Origin of the sequence: Tibeticola sediminis (assembly GCF_003843835.1) — a bacterium.
Taxonomy (GTDB): domain Bacteria; phylum Pseudomonadota; class Gammaproteobacteria; order Burkholderiales; family Burkholderiaceae_C; genus Tibeticola; species Tibeticola sediminis.
The window spans coordinates 860,269-879,950 of record NZ_RKQL01000001.1 but is presented as its reverse complement, the minus strand read 5'-3'; the positions used below and the strand labels follow the sequence as shown (position 1 = coordinate 879,950).

Genomic DNA, 19,682 nt, shown 5'->3' with positions numbered 1-19,682 from the left:
CACCCGAGGAGACTTTGCGATGACCGACATCCTGATCCACACCGAAGACGGCATCACCACGCTGACCTTCAACCGGCTCGAACGCAAGAACTCGATCACGGCGGCCATGTATGCCACGTTGGCCGACGCGCTCGAGGCCGCTGCCGCGGACACGCTCGTGCGCGTCGTGGTTTTTCAAGGCCATGAAACCGTTTTCAGTGCCGGCAACGACATTGGTGACTTCCTGCAGCAACCACCCGCCAAGGAAGATGCGCCGGTGTTCCGCTTCCTGCGCGCGCTGGCGGGCTTTCCGAAGCCGCTGGTGGCGGCGGTCTGCGGGCCGGCCGTTGGCATCGGCACGACGCTGCTGTTCCATTGCGACCTCGTCTACGCGGGCGACAATGCTGCGTTTTCGATGCCCTTCGTGAATCTCGGCCTGTGCCCGGAGGCGGCCTCGAGTCTGCTGGTGCCGCAGATGATGGGTTACCACCGCGCCGCCGAGGCGCTGTTGCTCGGCGAGCCCTTCATGGCCGAAGCCGCGCTCGAGGTCGGGCTGGTCAACCGCGTCGTTCCGCCCTCGGAAGCCAATGCCTATGCGCAGTCGGTCGCACGCAAACTCGCCGCAAAGCCGCTGGCTTCGCTGATCGAGACCAAGCGGCTCATGAAGAAGCCCCAGGCCGAAGCGGTTTTGCGCCAGATGGCCGAAGAGGCTGCGAGCTTCGGGCGCATGTTGCGGGAGCCCGCCGCACGCGAAGCCTTCACCGCCTTCATGGAACGGCGCTTGCCTGACTTTTCGCGACTGTGATCATGGCCCGGCGGACCCGGGTATTTTCACAAAGCGATTGCTTGCCAAAAATCATGCCGGCTGCTAATCTGCGCCGGCATGCGTATTTTGAAGACCCCAACGGCGACCCAAGCCCCGGCTGAGGCCGAGGCTTGTGGCCCAGCCGACTGTGTGGATGCGCCGGCCTTGCCGGCGGCGCGCGGCCGTGGCCGGCCACGCAAACGGCCCGAGGAACGCGACGACGGCAACCGGCGCCAGGCGCTGTTGCGCTCGGCCGCTCGGCTGTTTCGGCTGCAGGGTTTTGCCGCCACCTCGACGCGCGACATTGCGGCGGCAGCGGGCATGCAGTCGGGCTCTCCGTTCTATCACTTCGAGAGCAAGCAGGCCCTCTTGGGCGCCGTGATGCTCGAAGGCATGCAGCGCGCGCTGGCGGCACAGGCGGCGGCGCTCGCGGCTGCAGCCAGCGTTCATGCCGAGCCGACGCCGCGGCAGACGCTGCGCGCACTGGTGCGCAACCATCTGGAGGTGCTGCTCGGCCCCGAGAGCGACTTCATCCCAGTGATGCTCTACGAATGGCGCTCGCTCTCGCCGCAGCAGCGCCTGGCGGTCAACGCGCTGCGGCGCGAGTATGAGGCGGTCTGGGTCCCGGTGCTGCAGGCGCTGTTTGCCGCGCGGATGCTGCGCGGCGATCCGAGCCTTGCGCGGCTCATGATCTTCGGTGCCCTCAACTGGGCCGTGCAATGGTTCGATCCCGCCGGCCGCGCCTCGCTCGATGAGCTCACCGAGGCGGCGCTGGATCTGTTCTTGCAGGAGCCATTGGATGAGCGATAAAGGCAACGCTGAACAAGTTCCCGTGATGGCGCTCGCCCGGCCGCGGGATGGGATGCGAGGTGCAAACCGCAGCCATATCCAAAGCTATGGCGAGGATTTGCAACGAAGCAGACCGCCCGCAGCTGGGATGAGCGACGCGCGGGGGACTTCTTCAGCGTTGCCTAAACCCGCCCGGTACCGTTCCGTGTTCCGCGATGGCCTGTTCGAAGGCCGGGTCGTGATTGTGACCGGTGGCGGCTCGGGCATCGGGCGCTGCACCGCGCATGAATTGGCGCATCTCGGCGCGATGGTGGTGCTGGTCGGCCGTGATCCGGGCAAGCTCGAGCGTGTGGCTGAAGAGATCGCCGAAGACGGCGGCCGTGCCACGGCGCAGCCTTGCGACATCCGTGACGAGGCGGCGGTGACGGCGATGGTTGGCTCGGTCCTTGCCGCGCACGGTCGGGTCGATGCGCTCGTGAACAATGCGGGCGGGCAGTACATCGCGGCGCTCGAGACGATCAGCGCCAAAGGCTGGCGTGCGGTGCTCGACACCAACCTCACGGGCGGATTCCTCGTTGCGCGCGAATGTTATCGACAAAGCATGAAGGCGCACGGCGGTGCGATCGTCAACATCGTCGCGGACATGTGGGGCTCGATGCCGGGCATGGGTCACAGCGGTGCGGCCCGCATGGGCATGGTGAGCTTCACCGAGACTGCAGCCGTCGAATGGGCGGCGAGTGGCGTGCGTGTCAACGCGGTCGCCCCTGGCTACATCGCTTCGAGCGGCATGGACCACTATCCCGAGGAGGCCGCGCCGATGCTGCGGTCGATGCCTGCGACCGTGCCGCTCGGGCGCTTTGGCACCGAGGCCGAGGTGTCGGCCGCGATCGTGTTCTTGCTCTCGCCCGCGGCCAGCTTCATCAGCGGAAGCGTGCTGCGCGTGGACGGGGCGCGGCCGCAGGTGCGGCTGGGTTGGGGCGCGCTGGCCGCGTCCCCTGAGGTGCAGCAGCGTGCGGCGGTGCGGCCCTACGCGGGCTTCCATCGCCATGAACCGCCGAAGGTTTTCGAGTGACGCCCTACGTGAGCGCTTTCGACCCCACCGATCCGGCCGCGCAGGCGCGGGCCGCCGCGATGCGTGCGCGCATCGAACGGCTGCGCGCGCTCGAAGCCCGTGCCGCCGCCGTGTCGGCCCAGGCCGCTCCCGTGTTCCACCGCCGGGGACAGTTGCTGCCGCGCGAGCGCGTGGGGCTGCTGCTCGACCCGGGGCGGCCGTTCCTGCCCTTGTGCACCCTCGCGGGTTACCTGCAAGACCAGGCGGATCCCGAGCGCTCTGTGCCGGGGGGTGGGCTGTTGGCCGGAATCGGCTTCGTGGCCGGCGTGCGCTGCATGGTCGTGGCCAGCGACTCGGGTATCGACGCGGGGGCGATCCAGCCGCGCGGTCTGGAGAAGATCCTGCGCGTACAGGAAATCGCGCTGCAGAACCGCCTGCCCTTCGTGCACCTCGTCGAAAGCGCGGGCGCAAACCTTATGAAATATCAGGTCGAGGGCTTCGTGCTGGGCGGCGGGCTGTTTCGCAACCTCGCGCGCCTGTCGGCGGCGGGCGTGCCCGTGATCACCGTGCAGCACGGATCGGGCACGGCCGGTGGCGCCTACATGCCGGGGCTGTCGGACGTCGTCATCATGGTGCGGGGCCGCTCGCGCGCCTTCTTGGCGGGTCCGCCTTTGCTCAAGGCGGCAACCGGTGAAATCGCCACTGAAGAGGAACTGGGCGGCGCGGAGATGCACACTGCCGTCTCGGGTCTCGGCGAAGCGCTCGCCGAAGACGACCGTCACGCGCTGGGCCTCGCGCGCGAGATCGTCGCGCGTACCGGCTGGCAGGCGCCAGAGCCGGTCGCCGCACCCGAGCCGATTTATGCGGCCGAGGACCTGCTCGGCCTCATGCCGCAGCACCATCGAGAGCCGGTGGACATGCGCGAGATCGTGGCGCGCATCGTCGACGGCTCGGCGTTTCTCGAGTTCAAGCCGCTCTTTGGGCCGGGTACGGTCTGCCTGCAAGCAGCCATCGGCACGCATCCGGTGGGCATCGTCACGAACAACGGCCCGATCGACGTGCCCGGTGCCAACAAGGCCACCCATTTCATCCAGTGGATGTGCCAACTCGGGGCACCGATCATTTACCTGCAGAACACCACGGGCTACATGGTCGGCCGCGACAGCGAGCAAAGCGGGATGATCAAACACGGCAGCAAGATGATCCAGGCGGTGACGCTGGCCACGGTGCCCCAGATCACCGTCCAGTGTGGCGCGAGCTTTGGGGCCGGTAACTACGGCATGTGTGGCCGAGGCTTTGCGCCCCGCTTCCTCTTTTCCTGGCCCCATGCGCGCACCGCGGTGATGGGCGGGGAGCAGGCCGCCCGGACGATGCAGATCGTGGCCGAGGCCGGGCTCGCGCGCAAAGGCCTGGCGATCGACGCGACCGAGGTTCGAGCGCAGCTCCAGGCGCAGTCGCAAGCGATCGAGCGCAATTTCGAAGCGCAAGCCGATGCGTTCTACACCAGTGGCCTCGTGCTCGACGACGGTGTGATCGACCCGCGCGACACGCGCGCCGTGCTTCGGTTCTGCCTCGACACGGTGCGCGAGGCCGAGCGGCGGACGCCGCACCCCGTGCAGTTTGGCGTCGCGCGCATGTAGACCCAACGAGACCCCATCCCCGAGGAGCCCCGACATGCAGTTCACCCACGAGCATCGAGAGATCCAAAAGACGCTCAAGCGCTACATCGACGAGCAGATCAACCCGTATGTGGACGAATGGGAAGCGGCGGAGATGTTCCCCGCGCATGAGGTGTTCAAAGGGCTCGGCCGCCTGGGCTTGCTCGGCCTCACCAAGCCCGAGGCCTACGGCGGCATGGGGCTCGATTACTCGTACAGCGTGGCGATGGCCGAGACGCTCGGCCACATCCATTGCGGCGGCATTCCCATGGCCATCGGTGTGCAGACCGACATGTGCACGCCGGCGCTGGCGCGCCACGGCAGCGACGAACTGCGCGCGCAGTTCCTGGCCCCGGCCATCGCAGGCGACATGGTCGGCTGCATCGGCGTGAGCGAGCCCGGCGCGGGCAGCGATGTATCGGCCATTCGCACCTATGCGCGCAAGGATGGCGACGACTACGTCATCACCGGCCAGAAAATGTGGATCACCAACAGCTTGCAGGCCGACTGGATGTGCATGCTGGCCAACACCAGCGACGGACCGGCGCACCGGAACAAGAGCCTCATCATGGTGCCGCTGCGGGAGAACGGCAAGCCGGTCAAAGGCTTCGAGGTCGGACAAAAAATCCGCAAGATCGGCATGAACAGCAGTGACACGGGTTTGCTGTTCTTCGACGAGGTGCGCGTGCCGCAGCGCTACCGCATCGGCGAAGAGGGCGCGGGCTTCCTCTACCAGATGCAGCAGTTTCAAGAGGAGCGCTTGTGGGCGGCAGCGAGCTGCATCGAAAGCCTCAACCTCTGCATCCAGTGGACCATCGACTACGCGCAGGGACGCGAGATTTTCGGCGCGACGATTGCTGACCAGCAGTGGGTGCAGTTCAAGCTCGCCGAACTCAAGACCGAGGTCGAGAGCCTGCGGGCGCTGACCTACCTGGCGTGTGAGCACTATGTCGCCGGTCAGGACGTGACCGAATGGGCCACCATGGCCAAGCTCAAGGCCGGCCGGCTCAACCGCCTCGTGCCCGACACCTGTTTGCAGTTCTGGGGCGGCATGGGCTACACCTGGGACAACCGCGTCTCGCGCATGTTCCGCGACGGGCGGCTGGCGTCGATCGGCGGCGGTGCCGATGAGGTGATGCTCGGCATCCTCTCGAAAATCATGGGCATCGCCCAGCGGCCCGATCACCGAGCCTAAAACCGGCAGTTGACCGCTTCTCGTGAAACGCAAGATGTTGATGTTTCAGCAATTTTCGGTGCGCAGGCCCTTCACCGTTTGGATGAGCGCTGCGCACCCGTTCGAGTCGCCCTCGAGCGCGGGGGCGGCGTTGCAAATCCTCGCCATTGCCAGCGCCATGGCTGTGGTTTGCGCCTTGCCCGCGCGCCCGATGACGACCCGCCCAGGCGCGCCCAACTGCCGGATTTAGGCTGAGACCTCGCGATGCACACCTGCCTGCAGATCGAACGACAAGGCGACGTGGAGCGCTGGACGCTGCACGATCCGGCTTCACGCAACGCGCTCAGCGATGCGATGGTGCTCGCGCTCTACGAGGCCGCGTTGCGCGCCCAGGCCGATGCGGCTTTGCGCCTCGTCGTGCTTGCGGGCTCGGACGGCGCGTTTTGCTCGGGCGGCAGCCTGGGCCAGTTCGCCCACCTCATCGGCCAGCCCTTGGCCGAGGGGGAAGACGATCCGCTCGTCGCGCTCAATCGCGGCTTTGGCGACGTGCTGCATGCGTTGAGCAGCTTGCCGCAGCAGCTGCTGGTGGCGGTCGATGGTCCGGCCGTGGGCGGCGGGCTCGGGCTCGTCTGCTGCGCGGACCGGGTGCTCGCGACGGCGCGCTCGGTGTTTGCCGCGCCCGAAGTGACCCTGGGGCTGCCGCCGGCGCAAATCGCGCCCTATGTCTGGCGTCGGCTCGGCGACCGTGGCGCGCGCCTGTGCCTGCTGTCAGGCCGTCGTTGGTCGGCATCCGAGGCGCAGGCCCTGGGCCTCGTGGATCAGATCGTGCCCGATGGGGCGCTCGATGCCTCCGTGGCCGAGGCGATTGGCGAGGCGCGCGCGGCCGCCCCCGGCGCGGTGGCGGTCACCAAGCGGCTGCTCGCGCGGCTGTCTGCGCCGCTGCCCGACCTGCGTGACGAGGCGGCGCGTGCCTTCGCCGCAGCGCTGCGCGGGCCGGAGGCGGCTGCGGGCCTGCGCGCGTTCGCCCGCCGCGCTGCATCGCCTTGGGCCGAGCCCCGGGAGGCTTCCCAGCGCCACGATGGAGACGCGCCTTGAAGTGCCTGCTCGTTGCCAACCGTGGTGAGATCGCGCGGCGCGTGCTGCGTACGGCCCGCCGCATGGGGCTTGCGACGGTGGCGGTGTATTCCGAGGTCGACCGCGGTGCGCTGCATGTGCGCGAAGCCGACCAGGCCGTGGCGCTCGGTGGGCAGACGGCCGCGCAGACCTATCTCGACATCGGCCAGCTGATCGCCGCTGCGCGCGTGAGCGGTGCCGACGCGGTGCATCCGGGCTATGGTTTTCTCAGCGAAAACGCCGAATTCGCCGAGGCCGTGCGCGCGGCCGGCTTGATCTGGGTCGGGCCGCCGCCGCAGGCCATGCGGGCGCTCGCGAGCAAGTCCTCTGCCAAGGCCCTGGCGTTGCAGCTGGGCGTGCCGGTGTTGCCCGCGTATTTCGGTGCCGACCAAAGCGAGTCGACCTTGCTTGCTCAGGCCGAACGGATCGGATACCCCTTGATGGTCAAGGCGGCTGCCGGTGGCGGCGGGCGCGGCATGCGCTGGGTGGAGGACGCCGCGGCGTTGCCCGAGGCGCTGCGGCGCGCGCGCTCGGAGGCACAGGCGGCTTTCGGCTGCGGCGAGTTGCTGCTCGAGCGCGGCCTGCGCCGGCCCCGCCATGTGGAGGTGCAGATCTTTGCCGACGCGCACGGCGCCTGTGTGCACCTGGGCGAGCGCGACTGTTCGGTGCAGCGACGGCACCAAAAACTCATCGAGGAGTCGCCCAGCCCGGCGGTGACGCCCGCCTTGCGCGCTGAACTCGGGCGCTGCGCAGTGGCGCTGGCGCGGGCCGCCGGCTATGTGGGCGCGGGCACGGCGGAGTTTTTGCTCGACGAATCCGCGCCGCCAGGCGAGGAGGGCGGTGCGGGTTTTTATTTCATGGAGATGAATACGCGGCTGCAGGTGGAGCATCCGGTGACCGAGCTGCGCACCGGCATCGACCTCGTCGAATGGCAGCTGCGTGTGGCCCGCGGCGAGCCGCTGCCCTGCACGCAGGAACAGATCCGCTTTGACGGGCACGCGATCGAGGTGCGTCTGTGCGCGGAGGATGCCCATTTCTTGCCGCAGACCGGTCGCGTGCAATGCTTTGTCGCACCGAATGCGGACGACGGTCTGCGCCTGGACCACGCGATCGATGAAGGCCTGAGCGTCAGCGCGCACTACGACCCCATGCTGGGCAAATGGATTGCGCACGCGCCGACGCGTGATGAGGCCATCGACCGGCTCGCCCGCGCGCTCGACGACACGGTGCTGCTCGGCCTGACCAGCAATCGGGCTTTCCTCGCGGCCTGCCTGCGCCACCCGGTGTTTCGCGCCGGTGAGGCAAGGATTCCTTTCCTCGCCGAGCAGGCCGAGGCGCTGCGCGCCCAATGCTGCGCCGAGCCCGAGGCTATGCAGGCGGCGGCGGCCGCTGCCGCGCTCGACGGGCGGTCGGCGGCCGAGGCCCTGGCGTCGCCCTACCCTCGGCCCCAGCGGTGGCGCGTCGCGGATTTGGTGATCGAAGGGGTGCTATCCGAGCGGGGAGCGGGTTGGGCCGATTGGCAGGCAGGCGCTCGGAGTCTCAGCGTGCAGATCGGGCCCTGGGGCCCGCGCGGCGCGCGCTGGCTCACGGTGGGCGATCTCGGCCGGCCGCTGTGGTTCGTGCGGCTCGACGCGCGGCGGGTCGCGCTGCAATGGGGTCATGAAGCGTTCGAGCTGGAAAACCTCAGCCATGAGCCGCCGGCCCGGGCCGACGCGGGCGCTGCCGCTCGCGAGTTGCGCGCGCCGTTCAACGGTCGGGTCGTCGCGCTGGCCGCGCGTGCGGGGGAGCGGGTGGCGCGCGGCGCAGCCGTGGTGACCATCGAGAGTATGAAGATCGAGCACCCGCTCGTGGCCCCGGCCGACGCCGTCATCGAGCGCGTGACCGTGGAAGCCGGCCAGCAGGTGCAGCCGGGGCAGATTTTGGTGATTTTCGCGGGTTCCCCGGCATGAAACGGTCGTCAGCAGCTATGGAAAATGTAGCGACAATCACCATCTGGATTGCCATCGAAAAGCGCATGCGCATCCACGGTCGAGCCTGGGGTCGAGTCCGACGGCCGCTGCCGGCGTCGTCCTATGGTTGTGAGAACCAGGTGCCGTGGTTCGGAAGCGGTGTCGCGCCGATCATGAAAGCGCTGGCGTCGAGCCAGATCGAGCGTTGACGATGGGGATGTCCGTTCGCTCGAACGCTGGCTCGGCTGCACCGGCCGAGCGGCTGCCGATGCCCCCGCGCTGGCCGCTGCTGGGCCATTTGCCGCAGCTGCCAAGCGGGCGACTCACGCAGTACTTCACCGAACTCGCCCGAGGCTACCCCGAGGGCATTTTCGAAATCGACTTCGCGGGCTACCGCGTGCCCTTCGTGTTCTCCGCCCGCCTCGTGGAAGAGGTGCTCGACGAGCGTCGCTTTCGCAAGACCATGGGCCCACCGCTGTCGAGCCTGCGCGCGCTCGCCGGCGACGGCCTCTTCACGGCCGAGGGCGACGAGCCCAACTGGACGCTCGCACACCGCATCCTCGTGCCCGCCTTCGGGCAGCGCGCGCGCCAGGCCTATCACGCACCGATGATCGAGGTGGCATCGCAGCTGCTCGCGCATGGGCGGTGCAGCCGCGGGCAGTGGCTCGACGTGTCCGACCAAATGACGCGGCTCACGCTCGACACGATTGCCCTGGCCGGTTTCGACTACCGCTTTGATTCCTTTGGCCGGGAGGCACCGCACCCCTTCGTCGCCGCGATGGTGCGCGTTCTCTCGGAGGCGATGCGTCGGACCGCCCAGCCGCGTGCCGCGCGTTGGTGGCGCTGGCGGGCGCGGCGGCGTTTCCAGCGCGACATTGCCTATCTGCACGCCGTCGTGGACGAGGTGATCCGCCAGCGCCGCGCCCAGCCTTCGCCCGTGCGCGACCTGCTCGCGCTGATGCTCGAGGGCCAGGATCCCAAGACCGGCGCGCGCCTGAGCGACGAGAACATTCGTTACCAGGTCATCACCTTTCTCATCGCCGGACACGAGACGACGAGCGGTTTGCTCTCCTTCGCGCTGCATGCCTTGCTGCGGAACCCCGAGGTGCTCGCGCGCGCCCGTGCCGAAGCCGACACCGTGTTGGCGGGCCGTGAAGTGCCCGACTATGCAGACCTCGAGCGGCTGGTCTACATCGAGCAGGTGCTCGAGGAAACCCTCAGGCTTTGGCCGACCGCCCCCGCGTTTCAGGTGGCTCCGTACGAGGACGTCCAGCTGGCCGGCCGCTGGCCGGTGCGGAAGAACCGGCGCATCACGGTGCTGCTGCCCGCCCTGCACCGCGATCCGGCCGTCTGGGACGAGCCCGAGCGATTCGACCCCGAGCGTTTCTCGCCCGAGCGCCGAGCCGCCATTGCGCCGCACGCCTATCGACCCTTCGGCAATGGCTCGCGCGCGTGCATCGGTCGGCAGTTCGCGATGATGGAAGCCAAGATCGCCCTGGCCCTGATGCTCGCCCATTTCGAGATCGAAGCCGAACCGGACGCCCCGCTGCGCATCGTCGAGACCCTCACCCTCAAACCCGCAGGTTTTCGGGTGCGCGTGCAGCCGCGAGCGTGAACGCCCTCACCGCAAGTCACCCTAAATCCGGCAGTTGGGCGCGCCCGGGCGGGCCGTCATCGGGCGCGCGGGCAAGGCGCAAACCGCAGCCATGGCGCTGGCCATGGCGAGGATTTGCAACGCCGCCCCCGGGCCCGAGGGTGGCTCGACCGGGTGCGCAGCGCTCACCCGAGCGGTGAACCGCCTCCGCAGCAAAACCAATGAGACAACAACACCTTGCATTCAGCGAGAAGCGGTCAACTGCCGGATTTAGGGTCACAATCACCCCATGACGACACGCAACACCAAGCCGATCGAGCCGCCGCGACCCGCGGCCTTCGAGCCCGAATTCATCGAGGGGCTCAAAACCATTTTCGAAGAGCGCATCGTCTTCAACCGGGTGCTCGGCCTGCAGGTCACGGAGCTGCGGCCCGAGCGTGTGCGCGCACGCATCAAGATGCGGCCCGAGCTCATCGGGCACTTCAGCTACAACCGGCTGCACGGCGGCGTCATCAGCGCCGCGCTCGACGCCATGGGCGGGCTCGCCTGCATGGCGGCGATCGGGGCGCGCCACATGGACGAACCGCCGGCCCAGCGGCTGCACCGATTTGCCAAGCTCGGCACCATCGACCTGCGCGTCGACTACCTGCGGCCAGGCATTGGTGACGGCTTCCTCCTGGAGGCCGAGGTGCTGCGTCTGGGTTCGCGCGTGGCCACGACGCGCATGGAATTTCGCGGCGAAGACGGCAAGCTGCTCTCCAGCGCTGCAGCGGCGTACATCGTTTCCTGAGCCGAAGGAAAGGAAAAGGGCGGCGCCCTCACGGTGCGCCGCCCATGGCTACAGGGGTGAAACGGCTCAACTCGCCTTGAAGTAGTCCGACACCACTTTCCAGCGACCGTCCTGGATCTGGGAGAGACGGCTGGCGTTGCTGCCCAGGCGTTTCTGCGGCCCGAAGGTCATTTCCGGGCTGCCAAAGATGTCGCTCGGGATGACCATGGTGTCCATGGCTTTGATGAAGCTGTCGGTCGTGAGGTTCGGCCCCGCTTTGGTCGCGGCCCGGATGAACGCATCGACCGCGTTGTAGCCATAGATCGAAAAGACGGTTGGGTCTTCGTTGAACTTGGTCTTGTATTTGTTAGCCCAGAAACGGATCGGTTGCGAGGCTTCGTCGAGGTAGGGGTTCTGCACGGTCATGGTCGCGTACAGGCCGTTCATCGCGGGGCCACCGAGCTTGTGAATCAAGTCCGTGTAGGCCGCGCTCGAGCCGAGGAAGGTCGGGTTGAAGTTGAGCCGCCGTGCGGTGGCGATGCCGCCGATGGTTTCGCGGATGATGGTGCCGAGCACGACGAAGTCGCACTGCGCGGAGGCCAGCTTTTGCATCTGCGACGAGAAGTCGGTCGCGCCGCGCTTGAAGGTCGTGACTTCGGCAAACTGCATGCCGATGGACTTCAAGCCCTCTTCGGCACCGCGGAAGACCTCGAGGCCGAACTCATCGTCCTGGTACATCGTGCAGACCTTCTTCGCGCCCTTTTCCTTGACCAGCTTGGGCAGCGCCAGCTTCATCTGGTCGTAATAGGGCGCAGCGAACGAGTACTTCAGCCGGTGGAAGGGCTCGTACATTTCGCGGGCGGCCGTAACCGGGAAAAAGTTGATCACGTTCTTCTGGAACTGCACCGGCATGGCGGCCATGTTCTGTGCCGTGCCCAGGTGCGCGACCATCGCGAAGATCTTGTCTTGGTTAACGAGCTTTTGCGCCGCGAGCACCGAGCGCTTGGGATCGTAGCCATCGTCTTCGATCAGCAGTTTGAGCCTGCGGCCGTTGACGCCGCCTTGTTCGTTGGCCTCGTCCACGCGTAGCATCATGCCGAGGCGGATTTGCTTGCCAAAGCCGGCCAGCGGGCCGGACAAGTCCTGAATCGTGCCGATGACGATTTCGTCCTTGCTCACGCCCTGGCTTTGGGCGAGGGCAGAGCCCGAGGCCAGCAGCAGGCCGGCGGTGATCAGGGTGAGTCTGCGTTTCATGGGTGCGTCTCCTTCAGGGGTGGGGCCGAAATGGCCGCAGGTTCAACGGTACATGGCCTCGATCTGCGCCGCGTATTTGGTCTGCACGAGCTTGCGTTTGAGTTTCATCGTCGGCGTGAGTTCTTCATCTTCGGCGCTGAGTTGGGTGTCGAGCAACCAGAATTTCTTGATCTGCTCCACGCGGGCGAATTTGCGGTTGACCTGGTCGATCACGTCCTGGATCAGTTGCTGGACTTCGGGCGCACGGGTCAGGCTCGCGTAGTTCGAGAACGGTACGTCGTGATCCTGGGCGAACTTCTCCACGTTGTCCTGGTCGATCATGATGATCGCGGTGAGGTAGGGCCGCTGGTCACCGATGACCACCGCATCGGTGATGTAGGGCGAGAACTTCAGTTCGTTTTCGATTTCGCTGGGCGTGATGTTCTTGCCCCCGGCGGTGATGATGATGTCTTTCATCCGGTCGGTGATGCGGAAATACCCTTCCTCATCGACCACCCCCACGTCACCGGTGTGCAGCCAGCCCTCGGCGTCGATGGTCTCGGCCGTCTTCTCGGGCAGGTTCAGGTAGCCCATGAACACATTGGGCCCACGCACGAGGATTTCTCCCGTCTGCGGGTCGAGTCGCACCTCGTTGTAGCTCGCCGCCGGTCCGATGCTGCCGGGCTTGATGCGCTGCGCGGGAACACCGGTGGAGGCGCCACAAGTCTCGGTCATCCCCCAGACTTCGAGCATGGGCACGCCCAATGCCAGATACCAGCGCACCAGATCGGGCGAAATCGGCGCTGCGCCGGTGACGAGAAAGCGCGCGCGGTTGATGCCGATGAAGCGGCGCACGTTGTTGAGCACCATCGCGCGAGCGATGGAGAACTGCAGCTTCAGCAGGGAGGGAACCGGCTGGCCTTGGAGCACATGCTCGGCCACCCGGTGGCCCACCCCGATCGCCCAGGCATAGGCCGCTTGCTGCAGCGGCGTCGATTCCTTCAGGGCGATCATCACGCCCGAGTAGAACTTTTCCCAGACCCGGGGCACGGCGGTGAAGACCGTCGGCTGGATCTCGCGCACGTTTTCCGGGACGGTTTCGGGGTTCTCGACGAAGTTGAGCTTGGCGCCGGTGTAGAGCGAGAAGTATTCGCCCCCCACGCGCTCGGCAATGTGGCACAGCGGAAGAAAGCACATGCACTCGTCGCTTTCGTCACGGGCGATGAGCGTGTTGTAGCCGCGAACCGTGTAGACGAGGCCGCGGTGCGCATGCATGGCCCCTTTGGGTTTGCCGGTCGTGCCCGAGGTGTAGACCAGGATCGCCAGGTCTTCGGGACGCACCGCGGCGACGCGTTCCTCGAGCGCACCCGGGTGGGTGTCGGCATGCGCACGGCCCAGCGCGCGCAGCGCATCGAGGCTCATGACCTGCGGATCGTCGAAGTCGCGCAGGCCTTCCATGTCGAAAACGATGATTTTGCGCAGCCGCGGCAGCCGATCGCGCACCTGCAGCGCCTTGTCGAGCTGTTCGTCGTTCTCGACGAACAGCACGGTGCTGGCCGAGTCGGCACAGAGATAGTGCACCTGCTCGGCGGCGTCGGTGGGGTAAATGCCGTTGGCGACGCCATGGGCGCTGAGCACGGCGAGGTCGCACAACACCCATTCGAGGTTGGTGTTCGAGAGGATGGACGCGGTCTCGCGCGGGTTGAAACCGAGCGCCAGCAATCCATGCCCGATCTCGCGCACCGCCTGCCCGACCTCGGTCCAGGTCCAACTGCGCCAGATGCCGAGGTCTTTTTGGCGCAGCCAAACCTGGGGGCCGCGCCGCTCGACGGCATTCCAGAACATCGAGGCCAGGGTGTCGCCCTCGAGGACGACCTCGGTCTTGGGTTGGATGGCGGAGAGGTCCCAGAGATTGCTCATGTCATCTCCACGTCTTCTTCTTTTTCCAGCGGCGATCGGCGCGCACGCCCGCCTCCTTCATGCCGAGATAGAACTCCTTGATGTCCTCCTTCTCGCGCAGCCGGTCACAACGGTCTTCCATCACGATGCGTCCGTTCTCGAGCACATAGCCATAGTCGGCGGCATTGAGCGCCATGTTGGCGTTTTGCTCGACCAGCAGGATGGTCGTGCCACGTTCACGGTTGATGCGCACGATGATCTCGAAGATTTCCTTGGTCAGCTTGGGCGACAGGCCGAGGCTCGGCTCGTCGAGCAGGATCAGCTCCGGCTCGGCCATCAGCGCCCGCGAGATGGCCAGCATCTGCTGCTGGCCGCCCGAGAGCAGGCCGGCATCCTGCTGCGCGCGTTCGCGCAGGATCGGAAAATAGGCATAGACCATTTCCAGGTCGCGCGCGACGGCGTCGCGGTCGCGGCGGGTGTAGGCGCCCATGAGCAGGTTGTCGCGCACGGACAGCAGCGGAAAGACCTCACGCCCCTCGGGCACATGCACCAGTCCGCGCTGCACGATCTCAGCGGGGTCGCGCGCGGTGATGTCCTCGCCCTTGAATTCCACGCTTCCCTTGCGTGGGTCGAGGATGCCGCTGATGGTCTTGAGGATGGTGGTCTTGCCCGCGCCGTTACTGCCCAGAACGGTGGCGATTTCACCGCGTTGCACCTGCAGGCTCACCCCGCGAATCGCGCGGATCGGGCCATACGCGCTCTCGACGTTGAGCAAGCGCAGCACCGGGGGCTCGGGAGTCACGCCGGTCATGGGCGCACCTCCAGCGCTTGGGGTCGCCGTAGGCTCGAGACATCGTCGACCGTGCCCAGATACGCTTCGATGACCTTCGGGTCGGACTGCACCTGGGCGGGCGTGCCGGTGGCGAGTTCGGCACCCATGCTCATCGCCAGCACCCGGTCGGAGACTTTCGACACCAGGCTCATGTCGTGCTCGACCATGAGCACCGTGATGCCCAGGTCGTTCTTGATGTCGGAAATCCAGAACGCCATGTCTTCGGTTTCCTCGGTGTTCAGGCCCGATGAGGGCTCGTCGAGCAGCAGCAGGCGCGGCTCGGTGCACAGCGCGCGGGCGAGCTCCACGACCTTGCGCACGCCGTAGGGCAGCCCGGCGACCATCGAGTCGCGGTGGTGCTGCAGATCCAGGAAGTCGATCACGCGCTCGACCTTCTCGCGCGATTCGATCTCCGCCGCGCGAGTTCGGCGGGTGAACAGCAGGTCTTGCCAAAGCGCGGTGCGGCGGTGCACATGCCGGCCGATCAACAGGTTCTGCAAGACGGTGGCATGTTCGAACAGCTCGATGTTCTGGAAGGTTCGCGCGATGCCGAGGCTGGCGATGCGGTGCGGCTGCTGGTCCGTCAGGCGCAGGGTTCCGTGCGGGCCGAGGTAGTCGATATGCCCGCTGGTCGGGTCGTAAATGCGGCTGATCAGGTTGAACACCGTGGTCTTGCCCGCGCCGTTGGGGCCGATCAGCGTGAACACTTCGCCGCGGCGAACATCGAAGCTCACGTTGTTGACGGCCAGCACGCCGCCGAAGCGCACGCTGAGCGCGCGCGCGCTGAGCAGGACTTCGGTGCTCTGAGGCTGGATATGGCTCATTTGAGGCGGTCCGATTTCTGGAACGACTTCTGCCGCTTGAACATGCCGCGACGGTAGAAGGGAAACAGTTGGAACCAGGTACGGATCTTCAGCCAGCGGCCGTACAAGCCCATGGGCTCGAGCAGCACGAAGCCGATCAGCACCAGTCCATACACCAAGCCCTGCAGCCCGGTGGACTGGCCGATGGCCTCGGGCAGCACATCTTTGCCGAGCGCGATCAACTGGGGCATGACGATGAGGAAAATGGCGCCGAGGAACGCACCGTGTACCGAGCCGAGCCCGCCGATGACCACCAACAGCAAGAGGTCGATCGACTGAATGATGGAAAACTGGTCGGGCGAGAGGAATTGCAGCTTGTGCGCATAAAGTGCACCGCCCAGACCGGCGAGCGCGGCCGACAGCGCGAAGGAGAGGGTTTTGTAGCGCGCCAAGTGGATGCCCATGCTCTGCGCGGAGATTTCTGAATCCCGGATGGCCACGAAGGCCCGCCCCGTCGGCGAGCGCAGCAGGTTGAGCACGGCGAGCGTCACCGCCACCGTGATCAGCAGGCACAAGAAGTAGAAAGTGACGGTGGAGTCGAGCGTCCAACCGCCGATGCGGGGCGGCTCGACGGCGAGGCCTTTGTTGCCCCCGGTGACGCTCTCCCAGCGGGCTAGGCCTTCCTCGACGATGAAGCCAAAGGCCAGTGTGGCCATGCCGAGGTAGATGCCGCGCACACGCAGCGCGGGCAGCCCGACGACCACGCCTACGGCGGCGGCGAGCAGCGTCGCGCTCAGCAGCGCGAGCGGAAACGGCCAGCCGGCATTGACCAGGACCGCCTGGGTATACGCGCCCACGCCCAGAAACGCCGCATGCCCGAGCGAGAACAGGCCCGTGTAGCCCGCGAGCAGCATCAGCCCCAGACCGACCAAGCCATAGATCAGCACGAAGGTGAGCTGTGCCAGCCAATACTCGGGAAACAGCCAAGGTGCCGTCAGCAACAGCACCCCGAGCAACCCGTACCAGAACACATGGCCACCATGCTTGGCCAGGCGGATGTCCTGTTCGTAGCTGGTTTTGAAGATGAAGCGCATTCAGCCTCCGCGATGCCGGTCCGTCGGCGCGGGTGTCCCGTGACGGGACGGTGAAAACCAGGAAAGAGGGCAGGCGAGCGGCATGAGGGTCAGACTTTCTTGCGCAGTTTTTCGCCGAACAGCCCGTTGGGTTTGAACATGAGCATCAGCAGCACCGCCAGATACGGCGCGATGTCTTTGAAGCCTTCGGGCAGATAGAAGCCCGCGAGCGCCTCGACCACGCCGATCACCAGGCCGCCCACGATGGCGCCAGGCAGGCTGCCAAAGCCCCCCACCACGGCTGCAGGGAAAGCCTTGAGGCCGATGAAGCCCATGTTGGCGTGGACGAAGGTGATCGGCGCGAGCAGCAGGCCCGCCAGAGCCGCGACCCCGGCGGCCAGACCCCACACCAGGCCGTTGATCCGCTGGACCGGGATGCCCATGTAGTAGGCGGCCAGCTGGTTTTGCGACGCCGCCTGCATGGCAATGCCCAGCTTGGTGTAGCGAAACATTGCGTAGAGCAGCGCGCAGAGCGCGGCGGTAACGACGATCACCACGGCTTGCTCGGCCGAGATCACCAGCGCGCCCGCGCGGAGCGTCTGGCCCGCATAAGGCACGGGCAACGTGTGGGTGTCGGTGCCGATGCCCGGGATCATCGTGACCACCCCGCGCAGCACGTAGCCGATGCCGATGGTGAGCATCACGATGGAAAACGCCGGCTGCCCGAGGATGGGCCGGATGACCAAGCGCTCGAGCACCACGCCGAAGAGCGCCATGCCGAGCACCGAAGCCAGCACCGACAGCCAGAACGGGAAGCCCAGGGCGGTCATGGTGAGCAACCCGCCGAACGCGCCCACCATCATCAAGTCGCCCTGCGCGAAGCTCACCGTCTCGGTCGCCTTGTAGATCAGCACGAACCCCAGGGCGATGAGGCCGTAAATACAGCCTTGGGCGATACCGCTGATGAGCAATTGCAGCACTTGCACGCGGGGGATCTCCTTGGGGGGTGGGACTGCTGCGTTTTATAGCTGTCTTGCGCGAGACTGACGCTAGGGTTGTCCCGCGTGGACAGTCGCGCAGGTGCCAGCACCATGGAGTCCAACATGAAATCTGTGCGTATCGGGGCCGGTCTCGGTTTCTACGGCGACAACCCGCAGCCGGTGCTGGCGAGCATCGAGCGCGCGGGTGTGCAGTTCATCGCGAGCGACCACCTCGCCGAGTTGACGCTGGCCATCCTGCAAAAAGACCGGCAGCGCGACCCGGCGCTTGGCTATGCGCGCGACCTGGTGCCCATGCTGCTGCGGCTTTGGCCGGCGATGCGGGCGCACGGCGTGCGCCTGGTCTGCAACGCCGGCGGCCTGCATCCGCGCGGTGCGGCGCTGGCGGTGCTCCAGGCCTTCGAGCGCAAAGGCTGGCGAGCACGCGTGGCAATCGTGGTCGGTGACGATGTGCTGCCGCTGCTGCAGGACGCGCAGTCGGACCAGGACTACGCGCATCTGCTGAGCGGAGAGCCGGTGGCGCGCGTGCGCGAGCGGCTGGTATTTGCCAATGCGTATTTGGGCGCGCGGCCCATCGTCGATGCGCTGGCGCTGGGGGCCGACATCGTCATCACCGGTCGGGTGGCGGATGCGGCGCTGACGCTCGGTCCGCTGGTGCACGCGCTCGGCTGGTCGCTCGAGGGCGCACAGACTGTTGAAGCACTCGACCGCCTGGCCCAGGGGCTGGCCGTCGGTCACTGGCTGGAATGCTCAGGTCAGGGCAGCGGCGGCAATTTTGGCGCGCAGGGGCGATGGCAGCAGATTCCGGATCTGGCGCACATCGGCTATCCGGTTGCCGAGGTCGCCGAGGACGGCAGCGCGCTGCTCACCAAGCCGCCCGGCACGGGCGGACGGGTGAACTTCGATACCGTGCGCCAGCAACTGCTCTATGAGGTGCACGACCCGCATGCCTACCGCTCGCCCGACGTCGTGCTCGACCTGGGCGCAATCGTTTTGCACGACGAGGGCGAGGATCGGGTGCGCATGCGCGGCGCGCGGGGTGCGCCGCCGGGTGACTCCCTCAAGGTCGTTGGCGGCTTCCAGGACGGCTACAAGGCCGAAGTGACCTGGGGGTTCGCCTGGCCCGATGCCTGGGCGAAGGCTCAGGCGGCCGTGCGCATGATCCGTACTTTGCTTGCCGAGCAGCGCGTGCCCCATGACGAGCTGTTCGTGGAGCATCCAGGGCTCGATTCGGCGCACGGAGCACTCTCGCCGCGGCCCGCGCCCGCAGCGCTCGACGCGCTCAACGAAGTGTGGACGCGCATGGTGCTGCGCACGCAGGACCGGGCGGCGGCCGAGGGTTTTGGGCGGCTGTTCCCGTGGCTGGCGCTCAGCGGCCCGGCCTACACCTGCGGCTTCAACGGTCTGCACAACGTGAGCGAGTTGCTGGGAATCTGGCCCACCCTGATCGAACGCGCCGCGGTGGAGCCCGGCGTGCGCATCGAATGTCTCGGAGACGCCCCATGAATCACGACACCGCCGAAAGCCGCCTCGTGCGTGTGCCGCTCGTGCAACTGGCCCATGCGCGCAGCGGCGACAAGGCAGACTGGGTCGATTTCGGCTTGTTTGCCTGGAATGCGGACGGCTACGCGCTGCTGGCGCGCGAAGTCACCGCCGAGCGCGTGCGTGCCCATTTCGCGCCCTGGCTCGGCGGCGCGCAGGCCGATGCGGTTTCGCTTTGGGCTCTGCCGAATCTGCTCGCGCTCAAGATCGTGCTGCGTGGGGCGCTGCAGGGGGGCGCCGCCCGCAATCTGCGCATCGACAACCTCGGCAAGGCCATGGCCGGCGCGCTGCTGCGGATGGAGATCGAGGTCAGCGCCGAGGAGCGCGACGCAGCCCTCGCCGCGCCGCTCGTGGGCTGGTGGCCCTGAGCGGCTGAACCCGTTCCGCGCGTGCTGCGCATTCCTGCTGCCGGGCGTCTTAG

20 protein-coding genes are annotated in these 19,682 nt (G+C 66.9%); 13 read left to right on the top strand and 7 right to left on the bottom strand.

Annotated elements, in window-relative coordinates; translation table 11 throughout:
- Positions 1-19 precede the first annotated feature (19 nt).
- The 10 genes from EDC62_RS04110 to EDC62_RS04070 all read left to right on the top strand — a co-directional run bounded on the left by EDC62_RS04110 (position 20) and on the right by EDC62_RS04070 (position 10,133).
- Positions 20-784: an enoyl-CoA hydratase gene (locus EDC62_RS04110; protein ID WP_124220692.1), complete on the top strand. Its 765-nt coding sequence runs from the start codon at positions 20-22 to the stop codon at positions 782-784.
- Between the two features lie 78 nt (positions 785-862).
- Positions 863-1,594: a TetR/AcrR family transcriptional regulator gene (locus tag EDC62_RS04105; RefSeq protein ID WP_124220689.1), complete on the top strand. Its 732-nt coding sequence runs from the start codon at positions 863-865 to the stop codon at positions 1,592-1,594.
- Between the two features lie 127 nt (positions 1,595-1,721).
- A complete protein-coding gene (locus EDC62_RS04100) occupies positions 1,722-2,645 on the top strand; it encodes an SDR family oxidoreductase (RefSeq protein WP_425469942.1) in 924 nt (307 codons plus the stop codon).
- A 59-nt stretch (positions 2,646-2,704) separates the two neighbouring features.
- Positions 2,705-4,264 (top strand): acyl-CoA carboxylase subunit beta, encoded by a 1,560-nt coding sequence (locus tag EDC62_RS04095; RefSeq protein ID WP_124221150.1) that lies wholly within the window; start codon positions 2,705-2,707, stop codon positions 4,262-4,264.
- A gap of 34 nt (positions 4,265-4,298) precedes the next feature.
- A complete protein-coding gene (locus EDC62_RS04090) occupies positions 4,299-5,477 on the top strand; it encodes an acyl-CoA dehydrogenase family protein (protein WP_124220684.1) in 1,179 nt (392 codons plus the stop codon).
- A gap of 40 nt (positions 5,478-5,517) precedes the next feature.
- On the top strand, positions 5,518-5,706 hold the full coding sequence (locus tag EDC62_RS04085; protein ID WP_124220682.1) for a hypothetical protein: 189 nt from the start codon (positions 5,518-5,520) through the stop codon (positions 5,704-5,706).
- A 14-nt stretch (positions 5,707-5,720) separates the two neighbouring features.
- The gene (locus EDC62_RS04080) at positions 5,721-6,551 is read left to right on the top strand and encodes an enoyl-CoA hydratase/isomerase family protein (RefSeq protein WP_124220680.1); all 831 of its coding nucleotides are present in this window, start codon (positions 5,721-5,723) and stop codon (positions 6,549-6,551) included.
- The gene (locus EDC62_RS04075) at positions 6,548-8,518 is read left to right on the top strand and encodes an acetyl/propionyl/methylcrotonyl-CoA carboxylase subunit alpha (RefSeq protein ID WP_124220679.1); all 1,971 of its coding nucleotides are present in this window, start codon (positions 6,548-6,550) and stop codon (positions 8,516-8,518) included. The genes EDC62_RS04080 and EDC62_RS04075 overlap by 4 nt, the downstream gene beginning before the upstream one ends.
- A gap of 17 nt (positions 8,519-8,535) precedes the next feature.
- Complete coding sequence (locus EDC62_RS12960; RefSeq protein WP_211330906.1) at positions 8,536-8,727, top strand: hypothetical protein; 192 nt, start codon at positions 8,536-8,538, stop codon at positions 8,725-8,727.
- Between the two features lie 2 nt (positions 8,728-8,729).
- Entirely contained in the window at positions 8,730-10,133 is a 1,404-nt protein-coding gene (locus tag EDC62_RS04070) for a cytochrome P450 (RefSeq protein WP_124220678.1), read from the top strand.
- Positions 10,134-10,154: 21 nt separating this feature from the next.
- Here EDC62_RS04070 and EDC62_RS04065 read toward each other — a convergent pair whose 3' ends face one another.
- Positions 10,155-10,355: a hypothetical protein gene (locus tag EDC62_RS04065; protein ID WP_124220677.1), complete on the bottom strand. Its 201-nt coding sequence runs from the start codon at positions 10,353-10,355 to the stop codon at positions 10,155-10,157.
- Between the two features lie 46 nt (positions 10,356-10,401).
- On the opposite strand from EDC62_RS04065, the gene EDC62_RS04060 reads away from it, so the two are divergent.
- Positions 10,402-10,902, top strand: coding sequence for a thioesterase family protein (locus tag EDC62_RS04060; RefSeq protein ID WP_124220676.1), 501 nt, complete (start codon positions 10,402-10,404; stop codon positions 10,900-10,902).
- A 66-nt stretch (positions 10,903-10,968) separates the two neighbouring features.
- On the opposite strand, the gene EDC62_RS04055 is transcribed toward EDC62_RS04060, so the two are convergent.
- The 6 genes from EDC62_RS04055 to EDC62_RS04030 form a co-directional block, all read right to left on the bottom strand.
- Positions 10,969-12,135, bottom strand: a complete 1,167-nt coding sequence (locus EDC62_RS04055; protein WP_124220675.1) for an ABC transporter substrate-binding protein — start codon at positions 12,133-12,135, stop codon at positions 10,969-10,971.
- A gap of 42 nt (positions 12,136-12,177) precedes the next feature.
- A complete protein-coding gene (locus EDC62_RS04050) occupies positions 12,178-14,034 on the bottom strand; it encodes an AMP-dependent synthetase/ligase (RefSeq protein ID WP_124220674.1) in 1,857 nt (618 codons plus the stop codon).
- A gap of 1 nt (position 14,035) precedes the next feature.
- Entirely contained in the window at positions 14,036-14,824 is a 789-nt protein-coding gene (locus EDC62_RS04045; protein WP_124220673.1) for an ABC transporter ATP-binding protein, read from the bottom strand.
- Positions 14,821-15,669 (bottom strand): ABC transporter ATP-binding protein, encoded by an 849-nt coding sequence (locus tag EDC62_RS04040; RefSeq protein WP_124220672.1) that lies wholly within the window; start codon positions 15,667-15,669, stop codon positions 14,821-14,823. The genes EDC62_RS04045 and EDC62_RS04040 overlap by 4 nt, the downstream gene beginning before the upstream one ends.
- Positions 15,666-16,742: a branched-chain amino acid ABC transporter permease gene (locus EDC62_RS04035; RefSeq protein ID WP_124220671.1), complete on the bottom strand. Its 1,077-nt coding sequence runs from the start codon at positions 16,740-16,742 to the stop codon at positions 15,666-15,668. Before EDC62_RS04035 ends, EDC62_RS04040 begins: the two co-directional genes overlap by 4 nt.
- Before the next feature lie 89 nt (positions 16,743-16,831).
- The gene (locus tag EDC62_RS04030) at positions 16,832-17,707 is read right to left on the bottom strand and encodes a branched-chain amino acid ABC transporter permease (RefSeq protein WP_124220670.1); all 876 of its coding nucleotides are present in this window, start codon (positions 17,705-17,707) and stop codon (positions 16,832-16,834) included.
- 117 nt (positions 17,708-17,824) lie between these two features.
- On the opposite strand from EDC62_RS04030, the gene EDC62_RS04025 reads away from it, so the two are divergent.
- Both EDC62_RS04025 and EDC62_RS04020 read left to right on the top strand, forming a co-directional pair.
- On the top strand, positions 17,825-19,225 hold the full coding sequence (locus EDC62_RS04025) for an acyclic terpene utilization AtuA family protein (protein WP_124220669.1): 1,401 nt from the start codon (positions 17,825-17,827) through the stop codon (positions 19,223-19,225).
- On the top strand, positions 19,222-19,629 hold the full coding sequence (locus EDC62_RS04020) for an AtuA-related protein (RefSeq protein ID WP_124220668.1): 408 nt from the start codon (positions 19,222-19,224) through the stop codon (positions 19,627-19,629). The genes EDC62_RS04025 and EDC62_RS04020 overlap by 4 nt, the downstream gene beginning before the upstream one ends.
- The last annotated feature ends 53 nt before the right edge of the window (positions 19,630-19,682 follow it).

Coding starts and splice junctions, on each gene's coding strand:
- EDC62_RS04065 (WP_124220677.1), bottom strand. CDS start 10,355: ATGCAAGGTGTTGTTGTCTCATTGGTTTTGCTGCGGAGGCGGTTCACC.
- EDC62_RS04040 (WP_124220672.1), bottom strand. CDS start 15,669: ATGAGCCATATCCAGCCTCAGAGCACCGAAGTCCTGCTCAGCGCGCGC.
- EDC62_RS04080 (WP_124220680.1), top strand. CDS start 5,721: ATGCACACCTGCCTGCAGATCGAACGACAAGGCGACGTGGAGCGCTGG.
- EDC62_RS04045 (WP_124220673.1), bottom strand. CDS start 14,824: ATGACCGGCGTGACTCCCGAGCCCCCGGTGCTGCGCTTGCTCAACGTC.
- EDC62_RS04025 (WP_124220669.1), top strand. CDS start 17,825: ATGAAATCTGTGCGTATCGGGGCCGGTCTCGGTTTCTACGGCGACAAC.
- EDC62_RS04095 (WP_124221150.1), top strand. CDS start 2,705: ATGCGTGCGCGCATCGAACGGCTGCGCGCGCTCGAAGCCCGTGCCGCC.
- EDC62_RS04085 (WP_124220682.1), top strand. CDS start 5,518: ATGTTTCAGCAATTTTCGGTGCGCAGGCCCTTCACCGTTTGGATGAGC.
- EDC62_RS12960 (WP_211330906.1), top strand. CDS start 8,536: ATGGAAAATGTAGCGACAATCACCATCTGGATTGCCATCGAAAAGCGC.
- EDC62_RS04110 (WP_124220692.1), top strand. CDS start 20: ATGACCGACATCCTGATCCACACCGAAGACGGCATCACCACGCTGACC.
- EDC62_RS04050 (WP_124220674.1), bottom strand. CDS start 14,034: ATGAGCAATCTCTGGGACCTCTCCGCCATCCAACCCAAGACCGAGGTC.
- EDC62_RS04100 (WP_425469942.1), top strand. CDS start 1,722: ATGAGCGACGCGCGGGGGACTTCTTCAGCGTTGCCTAAACCCGCCCGG.
- EDC62_RS04035 (WP_124220671.1), bottom strand. CDS start 16,742: ATGCGCTTCATCTTCAAAACCAGCTACGAACAGGACATCCGCCTGGCC.
- EDC62_RS04055 (WP_124220675.1), bottom strand. CDS start 12,135: ATGAAACGCAGACTCACCCTGATCACCGCCGGCCTGCTGCTGGCCTCG.
- EDC62_RS04070 (WP_124220678.1), top strand. CDS start 8,730: ATGGGGATGTCCGTTCGCTCGAACGCTGGCTCGGCTGCACCGGCCGAG.
- EDC62_RS04090 (WP_124220684.1), top strand. CDS start 4,299: ATGCAGTTCACCCACGAGCATCGAGAGATCCAAAAGACGCTCAAGCGC.
- EDC62_RS04060 (WP_124220676.1), top strand. CDS start 10,402: ATGACGACACGCAACACCAAGCCGATCGAGCCGCCGCGACCCGCGGCC.
- EDC62_RS04105 (WP_124220689.1), top strand. CDS start 863: ATGCGTATTTTGAAGACCCCAACGGCGACCCAAGCCCCGGCTGAGGCC.
- EDC62_RS04020 (WP_124220668.1), top strand. CDS start 19,222: ATGAATCACGACACCGCCGAAAGCCGCCTCGTGCGTGTGCCGCTCGTG.